Annotated in this window: 9 protein-coding genes; 8 read left to right on the top strand and 1 reads right to left on the bottom strand. The window is 42.6% G+C overall.

What is annotated here, in order from left to right; all coding sequences use genetic code 11:
* Positions 1-98: 98 nt before the first annotated feature.
* A complete protein-coding gene (locus D8849_RS04930) occupies positions 99-3,887 on the bottom strand; it encodes a pullulanase (RefSeq protein WP_125386368.1) in 3,789 nt (1,262 codons plus the stop codon).
* A 447-nt stretch (positions 3,888-4,334) separates the two neighbouring features.
* Here D8849_RS04930 and rpoB point away from each other — a divergent pair, with 447 nt between their 5' ends.
* From rpoB to D8849_RS04970, 8 genes are all read left to right on the top strand, one after another.
* Complete coding sequence (rpoB, locus tag D8849_RS04935) at positions 4,335-7,946, top strand: DNA-directed RNA polymerase subunit beta (RefSeq protein ID WP_033682367.1); 3,612 nt, start codon at positions 4,335-4,337, stop codon at positions 7,944-7,946.
* Positions 7,947-7,978: 32 nt separating this feature from the next.
* The gene (gene rpoC, locus D8849_RS04940; protein ID WP_049487426.1) at positions 7,979-11,656 is read left to right on the top strand and encodes a DNA-directed RNA polymerase subunit beta'; all 3,678 of its coding nucleotides are present in this window, start codon (positions 7,979-7,981) and stop codon (positions 11,654-11,656) included.
* Positions 11,657-11,764: 108 nt separating this feature from the next.
* Positions 11,765-12,187: a nucleoside-diphosphate kinase gene (ndk, locus tag D8849_RS04945; protein WP_049552313.1), complete on the top strand. Its 423-nt coding sequence runs from the start codon at positions 11,765-11,767 to the stop codon at positions 12,185-12,187.
* A gap of 130 nt (positions 12,188-12,317) precedes the next feature.
* Positions 12,318-12,950, top strand: a complete 633-nt coding sequence (locus D8849_RS04950) for a competence protein (RefSeq protein WP_260467572.1) — start codon at positions 12,318-12,320, stop codon at positions 12,948-12,950.
* A 94-nt stretch (positions 12,951-13,044) separates the two neighbouring features.
* Positions 13,045-13,488, top strand: coding sequence for a tRNA (adenosine(37)-N6)-threonylcarbamoyltransferase complex ATPase subunit type 1 TsaE (gene tsaE / locus D8849_RS04955; RefSeq protein ID WP_125386369.1), 444 nt, complete (start codon positions 13,045-13,047; stop codon positions 13,486-13,488).
* Positions 13,478-13,996, top strand: a complete 519-nt coding sequence (locus D8849_RS04960; RefSeq protein WP_125386370.1) for a GNAT family N-acetyltransferase — start codon at positions 13,478-13,480, stop codon at positions 13,994-13,996. Before tsaE ends, D8849_RS04960 begins: the two co-directional genes overlap by 11 nt.
* Positions 13,997-14,003: 7 nt before the next feature.
* Positions 14,004-15,041: a glycopolymer--peptidoglycan transferase LytR gene (gene lytR, locus D8849_RS04965; RefSeq protein WP_125386371.1), complete on the top strand. Its 1,038-nt coding sequence runs from the start codon at positions 14,004-14,006 to the stop codon at positions 15,039-15,041.
* A gap of 67 nt (positions 15,042-15,108) precedes the next feature.
* Positions 15,109-16,365, top strand: coding sequence for a competence/damage-inducible protein A (locus tag D8849_RS04970; protein WP_125386372.1), 1,257 nt, complete (start codon positions 15,109-15,111; stop codon positions 16,363-16,365).
* The last annotated feature ends 27 nt before the right edge of the window (positions 16,366-16,392 follow it).

The raw sequence follows: 16,392 nt of genomic DNA on the forward strand, positions 1-16,392 counted from the left end.
AAAAAATCCTAATCAAGTTTATTATGACGACAAATATTGTATAAAAATCAATCCCCCGAGCGTTATGGCTTGGGGGATAGTTCTATAGGAGGGCTAGTTTAGTTCTCTTTTTTGTTTTTTAGCAAGAACCCGAGACCTAGAAGAGCAAGGAGACTAATTCCTGCAAGCAGGAGTTTGTGATCATTTTTGGTTCCTGTATTTGGTAGTTTAGCTTGTGAATCAGCTGTAGCTTGGTTAGGTTTATTTTCTGCATCAGCTACTTTTGTATCTGGTTTTGCAGAATCAGGTTTAGTTTGTGGAGCTGGAGTTTGCTGTTCCGGTTTGACTACTCGGTTTGACATATTGTCTTGGCTGTTATTTTGCCCTTGTTCTTGTTTTAAGCTAGAAAGGTCAAATTCTGGTTTTGCTTCCACAGCTGGGGCAACGATGGCACCGCCTTGAGAGATTCTAAGAACAGTAGCTGTAAGGGCGTTTAATTTCAAGCCTTTTTCAGTCCATTCGAGTCCTTTCGGGTTGGCAATTCCGACTGGCCCTGCTTGGTTTTCATCTGCTAAAACTTCAGCATTTCTGAGGTGGGCAAAGGCAGTTCCCAAGTTAAATTCGCGAGCCTTTTCATCCGCATTAACAAATACTGCGTAGATATCACCGTTTGGAGCAGTAATTTGGTAGCCAATTACTACATCCTCTTTTTCTACACCATTTTGACCTGGGACAGTGATGAGTTGGACACGGTCTTTGATATCTTGGAGACTCTTAAGTCGGAAGGCATCTGTAGATTGACGTAGGGCGATCAGACCTTTCATGTAGTCACGGCTCTTGACATTTTCAGGATATGCTTTTCCATCTGTAGCCTTAGTCCAGTCAAACTTGTTAATAGCATCACTCGAATCGTAAGAGTCATGGATGAAGTAAGGATAGTCAAATGGATTGCCGTCCTTATCACGCAACAAGTGAGATTTGTTTGGAACTTTATCCTCCGCTACTGGAGTCTTGTAGGCTGGGTCACGGAATTGTTTGGTGCGTCCATATTCCTGACCAGAGTGGATAAATGGAGTTCCTTGAGCTGTCAAGACCATGAGGTTTCCAAGTCGCAAACGACGGTGGATTTCAGCATAGTTCTCAGCCTTGCTTGGGTCTTTTTTGATAGACTGGGCAATGATGTCAAAGAGGGTCAAGTTATCATGGGCTGCGATGTATTGAATCACATCTCCAGGGCTGTCAGCTTCAAAGTTGGTTGGTTGAGCAATGAGATTTTTGAAGATAGTGTTGATATCACGCTTGCCACCTGTGATAAAGGCAGGTTGACCTTCGTTTGGATAACCAGACTTGAGGTTGTTACGGATGTCATCTGAAAAGACAGCGACAGTATCGGTATGTTTCATCCAATCTTGGTCAGCAGCTTTAGTAGGCATGTTTTCATCGCCAGCATAGGTTCTCCAACCTTCACCAAGCATGATGAGGTTTGGATTGAGGGCGCGTGCAGCCTTGTAAGCTTCTTCGATAGAAGCTGCATCATGGTCTCCCATCATATCGAAACGGAATCCATCCACTTTGTAAGTATCAACCAGATATTTGATAGAGTCAACTAGGAGCCGTTTGGTCATATGGTGGGTTGTTCCCAAGCGTCCACCACCAAAGCTAGTGCGAGGTGTCCCGTCAGCATCCATAAAGTGGTAGTAGTTTGGCTCTAGGTCTTCAAAGATATCGACTTTGGCTGTATGGTTATACACTACGTCCAGGATAGCTCCCATGCCACGTTTGTGGATTTCGTTGATGAGGTTTTTAAATTCTGCGATTCGTTTTTCTGGATTTTTAGGATCGCTTGAGTACATACCAGTCAAGGAGAAGTAGTTTTGAGGGTCATATCCCCAGTTGTAGTTGCTGTTGCTTGAAGCATAGTCAGATAAGCGTTCGTGGTTTTTCAACTCATTGACAAAATAGTAAGACAAGACTGGAAGGAGCTGGATGTGGGTTACACCCAAGTCTTTGAGGTAGTCTAGTTTTTCGATAAAGGCTTCAAAGGTACCAAATGGCTTAGTCAAATCTTTTGCGATGGCAGGATCTGAAGTGAAGTCACGCACATGAGCTTCATAGATGACAGCATCTTCGCGCGATTTGAAGTTGCGAATCTTACCATAAGTCAAGTCTTGAGGTCCTAGTTTAGCTGGATCTACAAAGGCAGCTTTAGCAACTTTATGGGCATCGTCAATCTTGGCATCGTCACTATTCCAAGCAGCGAGGGATTTAGCGTAAGGATCGAGTGCAAGAACAGTTTTACCTTGGCGCTCGATTTGGTAGTGGTAGTAGTAGCCAGTGTAATTGCTGATGCCGAGACCAGAGTTTTCATTCAGAGTTTGTTTCCAGGTTCCTTTTTCACCTTTTTCAAGAGCGACAGTTCCAACCACTTTTTCAGGGTTATTCTTGTCGTAGACAACAACAGAAACCTTATCAGCACTTGGTGACCATAGAGTTAAATCAACCTGTTTTCCTTCTTCTTTGAGGTCAGCTCCAAGTTTGCCATCATAGCTGTAAGTCTCATCTTTAAGACGCCAGCTTGTTTTGGTAGTGAATTTGTCAGAGTTGTAGCTAACGGTATAAGGATGTTTTGTGTCAGAGAAATCTCCGCTGTAGGTCACTTTCTTACCAGCCTCATCGATTGTAACATCAGTGATAGTTACTTTGTTTCCTAGATGATTAGTGATGCTGGAGTGTTTGAGGATATCTTCTTTTTTAGCACCGACAAGTGTTGAAAAACTACTTTCAATGCTAGAAGTTCCTACATGTTGAGCTCCTGTCATGCGGATATCGTGCACATAGTAGGGGTTGGTGTAGATGGTTTCGTCATCATCTTTTAGGAAAATTTGGCTATGATTTTTCAAATCTGTGAACTTATAATCTTCTTTACGGATTTTCACATCGTCTCCTTGTTTGTTTCTGTCTAATAATAAAAATCCAAGATCTTTAGCTGCATCTTTGAGTGGAATATCAATATAGCGACCATATTTGCCTGTAGCCGTAAAGTCTGTTCCGTTAGGCCATTCACCACTACTTGGATTTTTCACATCTCCCCAGTACCAGAGAGATTTCTTGTCATAGTTGCCATCTGTACGGTAGTAGTTGACGCGAATAGTTCCTGCAGGTTGTGGCTCGTAAGAGAAAACCTTGTGATCTTGGTCCAACCAAGCCTCATTCATCTTTGGTGACAGTTTTTCTACCGATTTATCGCCGGTTAGATTTTTCCCAGCTGTATTATTGATGAGGAAGCTAATTTTCTTGGCTTGTTCTCCCTTTAATTTGACATCTAGGTAGTAGCCGTAGTCATCTTTTTTGGCATCCTTGAAGGATAAGGCTCCGTTAGGCCAATTTTCAGATGGTTTTTCAACATCGTCCCAAGTCCATAGTCCTTGAGCATCCTTATTTTCTTCAGGAAGTTTTTTGACGTGGATACGGAAGTAGTTGTCTTCGATTGGCTCTTCTGCTTTGGTTTCAGTTGTTACTGGACTCGTAGCAGTAGTTGGCTCATTGGAACGATCTTGCCCGGTTTGTGGTGCGGAATCGGCGGGAGTTGCAGCCGGAGTGGGTGCCTCTGTTGCAGGTTGTTTTTCTTCTTTTTTCTCTAGGGAAGCGTTTGCATTTTTTGGCGAAGAAATATCACTTTCCTTCTTACCAGAGCTCGTTGCTGTATCAGTAAGAGGCTGTGCAAGGGCAGTAGTGGTTTCATTACTAGTTCCCTTATTGCTCGTAGTATTTTCGTTGGCTGAAATAGTTGGTGTAGCCATGGCAAGCAGAACAAGGCTTGCTCCAATAAGGACAGAACCAGTTCCATTTTTGAGGGAACGGATGCTGTAAACCATTTTTTTCTCAGTGTGAGATGGTGTTTTTCTCATAATGATTCTCCAATCAATAAATTTCTATATCAGTATAGCACTTAGTAAAAGAATATGCAAGCGTTTTCCTGAAGCTAAAATAAAAGAAAAATCGCAACAGATTTTGTTACGATTTAGCCAATCTTTCTTATAGGAAAAGATTTTGTCAAAAATTCGTCAATCCCCTTGAAAAATCTAGCTAAATAGGGTATAATATGAGTAATCATTTGTCGTAGGTTTTGTCTGAAATATTGTCCAGACAAGACTCACAGCAGTTAAATCTTCTGAAAAAGTCAGATTTAGCTGCTCTTTTTGTGCTTTTTTCAGGATTTTGAGTGCTTGTAACAAATACTTAAAGATTCTGAAAATTCATCAAGAGGACACGGTGATAGGGGTTTTAAAAACCATATGACGATTAGAAAAGCCTGATTGACAAGGCTTGGAACTTATTTACAAAGGAGAATCATCTTGGCAGGACATGACGTTCAATACGGGAAACATCGTACCCGTCGTAGTTTTTCAAGAATCAAAGAAGTTCTTGACTTACCAAATTTGATTGAAATTCAAACTGACTCATTCAAAGATTTTCTAGACCATGGTCTGAAGGAAGTGTTTGAAGATGTATTGCCAATTTCAAACTTCACAGACACAATGGAGTTGGAATTTGTTGGATATGAAATCAAGGAACCAAAATACACGCTAGAAGAAGCTCGTATTCACGATGCTAGCTACTCAGCACCAATTTTTGTAACCTTCCGCTTGATCAATAAAGAAACAGGCGAAATCAAGACCCAAGAAGTTTTCTTTGGTGATTTCCCAATCATGACAGAAATGGGCACTTTCATCATCAATGGTGGTGAACGTATCATCGTTTCGCAGTTGGTTCGTTCGCCAGGTGTTTACTTTAATGACAAAGTAGATAAAAACGGTAAAGTGGGTTACGGTTCAACTGTTATCCCTAACCGTGGAGCTTGGTTGGAACTTGAAAGCGACTCAAAAGATATTGCCTACACTCGTATCGACCGTACTCGTAAGATTCCATTTACGACCTTGGTTCGTGCTCTTGGTTTCTCAGGTGATGATGAAATCTTTGATATCTTTGGTGATAGCGAATTGGTTCGCAACACTGTTGAAAAAGATATCCATAAGAACCCAATGGACTCTCGTACAGACGAAGCTTTGAAAGAAATTTACGAACGCCTTCGTCCAGGTGAGCCTAAGACTGCTGAAAGTTCACGTAGCTTGCTTGTGGCTCGTTTCTTTGACCCACGTCGTTATGACTTGGCAGCTGTTGGTCGTTACAAAATCAATAAAAAACTCAATGTTAAAACACGCTTGCTCAACCAAACCATTGCAGAGCCATTGGTAGATCCTGAAACAGGAGAAATCTTGGTAGAAGCTGGAACAATCATGACTCGTAGTGTGATTGAAAGCATTGAAAGCCATTTGGATGGTGATTTGAACAAGATTGTTTACATTCCAAATGATGCAGCTGTTGTGACTGAGCCAGTTGTTCTTCAAAAATTCAAGGTTGTTGCTCCAACTGATCCCGACCGTGTTGTAACGATCATCGGTAATGCTAATCCAGATGACAAGGTTCGTATCGTCACTCCTGCAGATATCCTTGCTGAGATGAGCTACTTCCTCAACTTGGCTGAAGGACTTGGTCGTGTAGATGATATCGACCACCTTGGAAACCGTCGTATCCGTGCCGTTGGTGAATTGCTTGCCAACCAAGTACGTCTTGGGCTTTCTCGTATGGAACGTAATGTCCGTGAACGTATGTCTGTCCAGGACAACGAAGTCTTGACACCACAACAAATTATCAATATCCGTCCTGTAACAGCTGCGGTTAAAGAATTCTTTGGTTCATCACAGTTGTCACAGTTCATGGACCAACACAACCCACTTTCTGAGTTGTCTCACAAACGCCGTTTGTCAGCCTTGGGGCCTGGTGGTTTGACACGTGACCGTGCTGGATATGAAGTACGTGACGTGCACTACACTCACTACGGTCGTATGTGTCCAATCGAGACACCTGAAGGACCTAACATCGGTTTGATCAATAACTTGTCATCTTACGGACACTTGAACAAATATGGTTTTGTTCAAACACCATACCGTAAAGTTGACCGTGAAACAGGTGTTGTTACGAACGAAATCGTTTGGTTGACAGCCGATGAAGAAGATGAATTTACTGTAGCACAGGCTAATTCTCGTCTGAATGAAGATGGAACATTTGCTGAGAAAGTTGTCATGGGACGTCACCAAGGGGTCAACCAAGAGTATCCAGCTAATGTTGTTGACTATATGGACGTATCACCAAAACAGGTAGTTGCCGTTGCGACAGCATGTATTCCTTTCTTGGAAAACGATGACTCCAACCGTGCCCTTATGGGAGCCAACATGCAACGTCAGGCTGTACCATTGATTAATCCTAAAGCACCTTACGTTGGTACTGGTATGGAATACCAAGCAGCCCACGATTCAGGAGCTGCTGTGATTGCTCAGTATGACGGTAAAGTTACCTATGCAGATGCTGACAAGGTAGAAGTTCGTCGTGAAGATGGTTCATTGGACGTTTACCACATCCAAAAATTCCGTCGTTCAAACTCAGGTACAGCTTACAACCAACGTACGCTTGTAAAAGTTGGCGATGTCGTTGAAAAAGGCGATTTCATTGCTGACGGACCTTCCATGGAAAATGGAGAAATGGCGCTTGGACAAAACCCAATCGTTGCCTACATGACTTGGGAAGGTTACAACTTCGAGGATGCTGTTATCATGAGCGAACGCTTGGTGAAAGACGATGTCTACACATCTGTCCACCTTGAAGAATACGAATCAGAAACACGCGATACAAAGCTTGGGCCTGAAGAAATCACTCGTGAAATTCCAAACGTTGGGGAAGATGCCCTTAAAGACCTTGACGAAATGGGTATTATCCGTATCGGTGCTGAGGTTAAAGAAGGCGATATCCTTGTAGGTAAAGTAACACCTAAGGGTGAGAAAGACCTTTCAGCTGAAGAACGTCTTTTGCACGCTATCTTCGGAGATAAATCTCGTGAAGTGCGTGATACTTCTCTTCGTGTACCACACGGTGCCGATGGTGTCGTTCGTGATGTTAAGATCTTTACACGTGCAAATGGAGATGAGTTGCAATCAGGTGTCAACATGCTGGTTCGCGTCTACATCGCTCAAAAACGTAAGATTAAGGTCGGAGATAAGATGGCCGGACGTCACGGAAATAAAGGGGTTGTCTCTCGTATCGTTCCTGTAGAAGACATGCCTTACCTTCCAGACGGAACTCCAGTCGATATCATGTTGAACCCACTTGGGGTGCCATCACGTATGAATATCGGTCAGGTTATGGAGCTTCACCTTGGTATGGCTGCTCGTACTCTTGGTATTCACATCGCAACACCAGTCTTTGACGGAGCAAGTTCTGAAGACCTTTGGTCAACTGTTAAAGAAGCTGGTATGGATAGCGATGCCAAAACAATCCTTTACGATGGACGTACTGGGGAACCGTTTGATAACCGTGTTTCTGTTGGAGTCATGTACATGATCAAACTCCACCACATGGTTGATGATAAATTGCACGCGCGTTCAGTCGGACCTTACTCAACTGTTACCCAACAACCACTCGGAGGTAAAGCTCAGTTTGGTGGACAACGTTTCGGTGAGATGGAGGTTTGGGCTCTTGAAGCCTACGGTGCGTCAAATGTCCTTCAAGAAATCTTGACTTACAAGTCTGACGATATCAACGGACGTCTGAAAGCTTATGAAGCCATTACAAAAGGAAAACCAATTCCAAAACCAGGTGTTCCAGAATCCTTCCGAGTTCTTGTCAAAGAATTGCAATCTCTTGGTCTTGACATGCGTGTCCTAGACGAAGATGACCAAGAAGTGGAACTTCGTGACTTGGATGAAGGAATGGACGAAGATGTCATCCACGTAGATGACCTTGAAAAAGCCCGCGAAAAAGCAGCCCAAGAGGCTAAAGCAGCCTTTGAAGCTGAAGAAGCTGAGAAAGCAACAAAAGCGGAAGCAACAGAAGAAGCTGCTGAACAAGAATAAGCAGTTCACTTAGAATAGAAAGGGAAGAAATAGTGGTTGATGTAAATCGTTTTAAAAGTATGCAAATCACCCTAGCTTCTCCAAGTAAAGTCCGTTCATGGTCTTATGGAGAAGTCAAAAAACCTGAAACAATCAATTACCGTACCTTGAAACCAGAACGTGAAGGACTCTTTGATGAAGTTATCTTTGGTCCTACAAAAGACTGGGAATGTGCTTGTGGTAAGTACAAACGCATTCGTTACAGAGGAATTGTTTGTGATCGTTGTGGGGTTGAAGTAACGCGTACGAAAGTTCGTCGTGAGCGTATGGGACATATCGAATTGAAAGCTCCTGTATCTCACATCTGGTACTTCAAGGGGATTCCAAGCCGTATGGGCTTGACCCTTGATATGAGCCCTCGTGCCCTCGAGGAAGTTATCTACTTTGCGGCTTATGTGGTGATTGATCCTAAGGATACACCACTTGAGCACAAGTCTATTATGACAGAGCGCGAATACCGCGAGCGCTTGCGTGAATATGGTTATGGTTCATTCGTTGCCAAGATGGGTGCCGAAGCTATCCAAGACCTTTTGAAACAAGTAGATCTTGAAAAAGAAATTGCTGAACTCAAAGAAGAGTTAAAAACAGCGACTGGACAAAAACGTGTCAAAGCCATCCGTCGTTTGGATGTTTTGGATGCCTTTTATAAGTCTGGAAACAAACCTGAATGGATGATTCTCAACATCCTTCCGGTTATTCCACCAGATCTTCGTCCAATGTTGCAGTTGGATGGTGGCCGTTTTGCCTCATCTGACTTGAATGACCTTTACCGCCGTGTTATCAACCGTAACAACCGTTTGGCTCGTTTGCTTGAGTTGAATGCACCAGGTATCATCGTTCAAAATGAGAAGCGTATGCTTCAAGAAGCAGTTGATGCTTTGATTGACAATGGACGTCGTGGTCGTCCAATCACAGGACCAGGTAGCCGTCCTCTTAAATCATTGAGCCACATGCTTAAAGGTAAACAAGGACGCTTCCGTCAAAACTTGCTCGGTAAACGTGTTGACTTCTCAGGACGTTCCGTTATCGCCGTTGGTCCAACTCTTAAGATGTACCAATGTGGTGTGCCACGTGAAATGGCTATTGAGCTCTTTAAACCATTCGTGATGCGTGAAATTGTTGCCCGTGATATCGTGCAAAACGTCAAAGCAGCTAAACGTTTGGTGGAACGCGGAGATGAGCGTATCTGGGATATTCTTGAAGAAGTAATTAAAGAACACCCAGTACTTTTGAACCGCGCACCGACCCTTCACCGTTTGGGTATCCAAGCCTTCGAGCCAGTCTTGATTGATGGTAAGGCCCTTCGCTTGCACCCACTTGTCTGCGAAGCCTACAATGCCGACTTTGACGGAGACCAAATGGCCATCCACGTACCGCTTTCAGAAGAAGCCCAAGCAGAAGCTCGTATCTTGATGTTGGCTGCTGAGCATATCTTGAACCCGAAAGATGGTAAACCAGTTGTTACTCCATCTCAGGACATGGTTTTGGGTAACTACTACTTGACAATGGAAGAAGCTGGTCGTGAAGGTGAAGGAATGGTCTTCAAAGACCGTGACGAAGCGGTTATGGCTTACCGTAATGGTTATGTTCACCTCCACTCACGTGTTGGTATCGCAACAGACAGCCTCAACAAGCCTTGGACAGAAGAGCAAAAACACAAGGTCTTGCTTACAACAGTTGGTAAAATCCTCTTCAACGACATTATGCCAGAGGGTCTACCATACTTGCAAGAACCAAACAATGCCAACTTGACAGAAGGCGTTCCAGCTAAATACTTCTTGCCACTTGGTGGAGATATCAAGGAAGCAATCAGCAATCTTGAACTTAACCCTCCATTCAAGAAGAAAAACCTTGGAAATATCATCGCTGAAATCTTCAAACGTTTCCGTACGACAGAAACTTCTGCCCTACTTGACCGTATGAAGAACCTCGGTTACCATCACTCAACTCTTGCAGGATTGACAGTGGGTATTGCCGATATCCCGGTCGTTGATGACAAGGCTGAAATCATTGAAGAATCACACAAACGTGTAGAACAAATCACAAAACAATTCCGTCGTGGTATGATCACAGACGACGAGCGTTACAATGCTGTTACAGCTGAATGGCGTGCTGCCCGTGAAAAACTAGAGAAACGTTTGATTGCCAACCAAGATCCTAAGAACCCAATCGTTATGATGATGGACTCTGGAGCCCGTGGTAACATCTCAAACTTCTCACAGCTTGCCGGTATGCGTGGTCTGATGGCTGCTCCTAACGGACGTATCATGGAATTGCCAATCCTTTCAAACTTCCGCGAAGGTTTGTCAGTACTCGAAATGTTCTTCTCAACTCACGGTGCCCGTAAAGGTATGACCGATACGGCCCTTAAGACAGCCGACTCAGGTTACTTGACTCGTCGTTTGGTTGACGTTGCCCAAGACGTTATCATCCGTGAGGACGACTGTGGAACTGACCGTGGTCTCTTGATCCGTTCTATCGCAGAAGGAAAAGAAATGATCGAGTCTCTTGAAGAGCGTCTCAACGGTCGTTACACTAAGAAAACTGTTAAACATCCAGAAACTGGTGCAGTGATTATCGGTCCAAATGAGTTGATTACAGAAGACAAGGCGCGTGAAATTGTCAACGCTGGTGTGGAAGAAGTGACTATCCGCTCTGTATTTACATGTAACACTCGTCATGGTGTCTGCCGTCACTGTTATGGTATCAACTTGGCGACTGGTGATGCGGTTGAAGTTGGTGAAGCAGTTGGTACAATCGCTGCCCAATCTATCGGGGAACCTGGTACACAGCTTACAATGCGTACCTTCCACACGGGTGGGGTTGCCTCAAATACCGATATCACTCAGGGTCTTCCTCGTGTCCAAGAAATCTTTGAAGCTCGCAATCCTAAAGGGGAAGCGGTTATCACAGAGGTTAAAGGACAAGTTACAGCTATCGAAGAAGATGCATCAACTCGTACTAAGAAAGTCTTTGTTAAGGGTGAAACTGGCGAAGGGGAATATGTCGTTCCATTTACAGCTCGTATGCGTGTAGAAGTTGGGGACCAAGTAGCGCGTGGTGCTGCTCTGACAGAAGGTTCTATCCAACCAAAACGTCTCCTTGCAGTTCGTGATGTCTTGTCAGTTGAAACTTACCTTCTCGGTGAAGTACAAAAAGTTTACCGTAGCCAAGGGGTAGAAATCGGTGACAAACACATCGAGGTAATGGTTCGTCAAATGATCCGTAAAGTTCGTGTCATGGATCCAGGTGACACAGATCTTCTCATGGGTACCCTCATGGATATCAATGACTTTACAGATGCCAACAAAGATGTCCTTATTGCAGGTGGAGTTCCAGCGACAGGTCGCCCAGTTCTTATGGGAATTACCAAAGCCTCACTTGAAACCAACAGTTTCTTGTCAGCGGCTTCCTTCCAGGAAACAACTCGTGTCCTTACTGACGCGGCTATCCGTGGTAAGAAAGACCATCTCCTTGGACTTAAAGAAAATGTTATCATCGGTAAGATCATCCCAGCAGGTACTGGTATGGCCCGTTACCGTAACCTTGAACCACAAGCTATCAACGAAGAAGAATACCTTAATCCTCCAGTAGAGGAAGAAGGAAATGAAGAGACAACAGAAGTAGTTGTGGACACTGCCGTTGAAACTGTGGAAGAAACAGTAGAATAAGAGAGAATGAGAGAGCCTTCGGGTTCTCTTTCTCTTTTCTGAAAACTTTCTCCATTTTTCCATGAAATGTGGTAAAATAAAAGAAAGAAGCTGACAAAGGAGACGGGTATGGAACAAACATTCTTTATCATTAAACCAGATGGTGTAAAAAGAGGATTAGTAGGTGAAGTGTTGAAACGCATCGAACAACGTGGATTTACAATCGAAAAATTGGAGTTGCGTTCACAGGTTTCAGAAGAGTTGATTGATCAGCACTATCAGGACTTGGTTGGTCAAAGTTTTTACCCACCGATTCGTGAATTTATGACTTCAGGCCCAGTTCTTGTAGGTATCATTTCTGGTCCCAAAGTAATTGAAACTTGGCGGACCATGATGGGTGCTACTCGTCCAGAGGAAGCTTTACCAGGAACTATTCGAGGTGATTTTGCAAAAGCTGCTGGAGAAAACCAAGCTATTCAAAATGTTGTGCATGGTTCAGATTCAGAAGAGTCAGCTAAGCGAGAAATTACTCTTTGGTTTGACGGAAAGTAGTAAAAGTTTGATGTAAGGGTTACTTGCATCAAACTTTTTTGCATTTTAGAGTAGAAAACTGACAGTTGAGAAATATTCTAGCAATGGGGAGGATTTCTAGCCTATAATAAGAGCAAGTAAGGGAGGAAGAATGATGGAAAAAATGAAAAAGCAAATTCGTATTTTGTTATTGCTGACAGTTTTTGGTATTAGTAGCTGTTCTTGTTTAAGTTTATCGACTTGGACCTTGATGTTAAATCAAAACTGCTTCTATTATTTAGTGGGTATGTTGCTCCTTGCCAGTATTGGGGCAGGGATAAACTACTATAGAGGGCAGAGAAATCAATCTTATTCAGTTTTTAAGGAAGATAAGCAACAATTCTTGTATAGTCTCTTGCTATTAGTAAATATTTTGGGTTTAGCTTTAATTGTCATAGAACATATCCTTGCAGGAAATAGATCCGTAGAAGGGGGTGTGGAAGCCTTTCTACCGAGTTTCTTTTTCTTATTTGGTATTGATTTGTTAGTTTTTCTGCCGATTCAGAAGTATGTAAATGGATTGAAAAAGATTTTTGGAAAGAAGGAAATGTGTTTTATTAGTGGATTAGCTATTCTAATCTTTCTCAGAAATCCTTGGATGCTATTATCCATGACCTTTTATATTGCCTTGGGAATGCTATTTCTAGAACTGTTGGTGCCAAAAGTCATTCGTTGGGAAGTTTCATTTTACAGTCATTTGATGAGAGATATCTTATTAGTTATCTTTTTACTGTTCCTATTTTAAGATCATAACAAGGACTGGCTCAAGTTTTTAATTCATAATATGGAATTCAGAGATAATACCTAGACAAAGAACAAGTTTTTGGTATAATAGAAACATGTACACTAAAAACGAAGAAGAGTTACAGTCCTTAGGGGAACGTTTGGGCTATTTATTAGAAAAGAATGATGTCTTAATTCTAACTGGAGAACTTGGAGCAGGCAAAACGACCTTTACAAAAGGTCTTGCTAAAGGATTACATATTACTCAGATGATTAAGAGTCCAACCTACACTATCGTAAGAGAGTATGAAGGTCGTCTTCCTCTTTATCATTTAGATGTTTACCGCATTGAGGGGGATGCTGATTCTATTGATTTAGATGAGTTTCTCTTTGGTGGCGGGGTGACTGTCATCGAGTGGGGACATCTTTTAGGTGATGCCTTACCAGATACTTATTTAGAATTGGAAATTCTAAAAGAAGAAGACGGTCGCAGGCTGAATTTCCAAGCAAAGGGTTTACGTGCAGAAAAACTCTTAGAGGAGCTTCAACATGGAGTATGAGTTGCTCATTAGGGAAGCAGAAGTTGAAGATGCGGCTGAGTTAGTATCATTTTTAAATCGTGTCAGTGTAGAAACAGATTTTACCAGTCTGGACAGGGATGGCATTTTGATGACAGATACTGAGATGGAGTTGTTTTTGGATAAACAGGCTCATTCAGAAAATCAAATCACTTTACTAGCCTTGCTGAATGATGAAATTGCTGGTATTGTAAATATTACAGCTGACCAGCGCAAGAGAGTTCGGCATATTGGAGATCTCTTCATTGTGACTGGTAAGAAGTATTGGAATAATGGACTGGGGAGTTTGTTACTTGAAGAAGTTGTAGAATGGGCGAAGGCTAGTGGCATTCTTCGTCGACTTCAACTCACTGTCCAAACTCGTAATCAGGCTGCAGTTCATTTATATCAAAAGAATGGTTTTGTCATTGAAGGTAGACAAGATCGCGGTGCGTACATAGAAGAAGGGAAATTTATAGATGTTTACCTGATGGGTAGACTGATAGATTGATAGAAATATGGTTAAAAAAATTATTGGAATGGTGCTAGCTTTTCTAGCTGTGACAGTTTTGGGTGTCGGTGTTTTTGCTTATACCATTTATCAGCAAGGCACACAAACCTTATCAAAGACCTATAAAAAAATAGGGGAAGAAACCAATGTTATTGAGGCGACTGAACCCTTAACGATCCTTTTAATGGGGGTTGATACTGGAAACGTAGAACGAACTGACCCTTGGGAGGGAAATAGTGATTCCATGATTCTCTTAACGGTTAATCCGCATACGAAAAAAACAACGATGTTGAGTTTGGAACGTGATATCTTGACTAAAATTCAGCATAAAGATGGTAGTATTGAAGAAGCGAAGTTAAACGCTGCCTATGCTGGTGGTGGTGCGGAATTGGCAATCTCAACTATCCAGAAAATGATGAATATTCATATCGATCGTTACGTTATGGTGAATATGCAGGGGCTGCAACAATTGGTTGATGCAGTTGGCGGGGTGACTGTAAATAATACACTCGGTTTTCCAATTTCGATTACTGACCAGGAAGAATTTAATAAAATTTCCATTGGTGTTGGACAGCAAACTCTAAATGGTGAAGAAGCGCTTGTTTATTCTCGCATGCGCTACCAAGATCCAGAAGGGGACTACGGACGTCAGAAGCGTCAGCGTGAAGTCATTCAAAAGGTTGTTGAAAAAGTTCTTAGCTTGAATAGTGTTAGTCACTATCAGTCTATCCTAAAAGCCCTAAGTACCAATATGCAGACCAACATTGATTTATCAGCGAAAAGTATTCCACAATTACTTGGTTATCAAGATTCCTTCAAGAATATTGAAACACATCAATTGCGAGGAGAAGATGCTGAACTGCAGGGCATTTCTTACCAGATTGTTACAACTGAGCATATGTTAGAAATGCAAAATCTCTTACGTCGTTCACTAGGTAAAGAGGAAGTAACTGAAGTAGAAACCAATGCTGTGTTATACGAAGCAATTCTTGGAAGAACTGCTACACCAACGAATGCTTCAAGTGTAGAAATAGAACAAAATTAATAATGAAATCGTGGGAAATTTCCTGCGATTTTTTCAGAAAAATACGAATAGATAGGTAGGAGGAAACATGAAAGCAGAAATCATTGCTGTTGGAACAGAGATTTTGACAGGACAGATTGTCAATACCAATGCTCAGTTTTTATCGGAAAAACTAGCAGAAATTGGGGTAGATGTTTATTTTCAAACGGCTGTAGGAGACAATGAAGCTCGTCTCTTATCCCTGCTTGAGATTGCCAGTCAACGTAGCAGTCTAGTGATTTTAACAGGTGGTTTGGGACCAACTGAGGACGATTTGACCAAACAAACCCTAGCTAAATTTTTAGGGAAAGAATTAGTCTTTGATTCTCAGGCTCAGGAGAAGTTAGATGTCTTTTTTGCCCAGCGACCCGACTATGCCCGAACACCGAATAACGAAAGACAAGCTCAACTTGTAGAAGGAGCGACTCCACTGCCCAACGAAACAGGACTGGCTGTGGGAGGCATTTTGGAAGTCGATGGAGTGACCTATGTCGTCCTTCCCGGTCCACCAAGTGAATTAAAACCCATGGTTTTAAACCAACTTCTACCTAAGTTGATGACAGGGAGTAAGCTATATTCCTGCGTTCTTCGTTTCTTTGGAATTGGCGAGAGCCAGCTGGTTACGATTTTGGCTGATTTGATTGGTAATCAAACAGATCCGACCTTGGCCCCTTATGCCAAGACAGGAGAAGTTACTCTGCGTCTGTCAACAAAGGCTAGCAGTCAAGAAGAAGCGAATCAAGTGCTGGATATCTTGGAAAATCAAATCTTGGACCACCAGACTTTCGAAGGAATTTCTTTACGAGATCTTTGTTATGGTTATGGGGAAGAAACTAGTTTAGCTAGCATTGTGGTAGAAGAACTGAAAAGGCAGGGGAAAACCATCACGGCTGCTGAGAGTTTGACGGCTGGTCTTTTCCAAGCTAGGGTAGCGGATTTTTCGGGTGCTTCAAGTATATTTAAGGGTGGTTTTGTAACCTATAGCTTGGAGGAAAAATCAAAGATGTTGGATATTCCTGTCAAGGATTTGGAAGAACAGGGTGTGGTGTCTGAATATACAGCTCAGAAGATGGCTGAACAGGTACGAAGCAAGACCCAGTCAGATTTTGGCATTAGCTTGACTGGAGTGGCAGGACCAGATAGCCTAGAAGGGCACCCAGCTGGGACAGTCTTTATAGGCTTGGCACAGGAGCATGGAACTGAGGTCATCAAGGTTAATATTGGAGGCAGAAGTCGAGCAGATGTACGGCACATTGCGGTTATGCATGCCTTTAACCTAGTTCGCAAGGCTTTATTAAGTGACTAACTTTTGATATAATAGTAGATAGGTCTG

This window comes from Streptococcus mitis, from assembly GCF_003942765.1.
GTDB lineage: Bacteria > Bacillota > Bacilli > Lactobacillales > Streptococcaceae > Streptococcus > Streptococcus mitis_BE.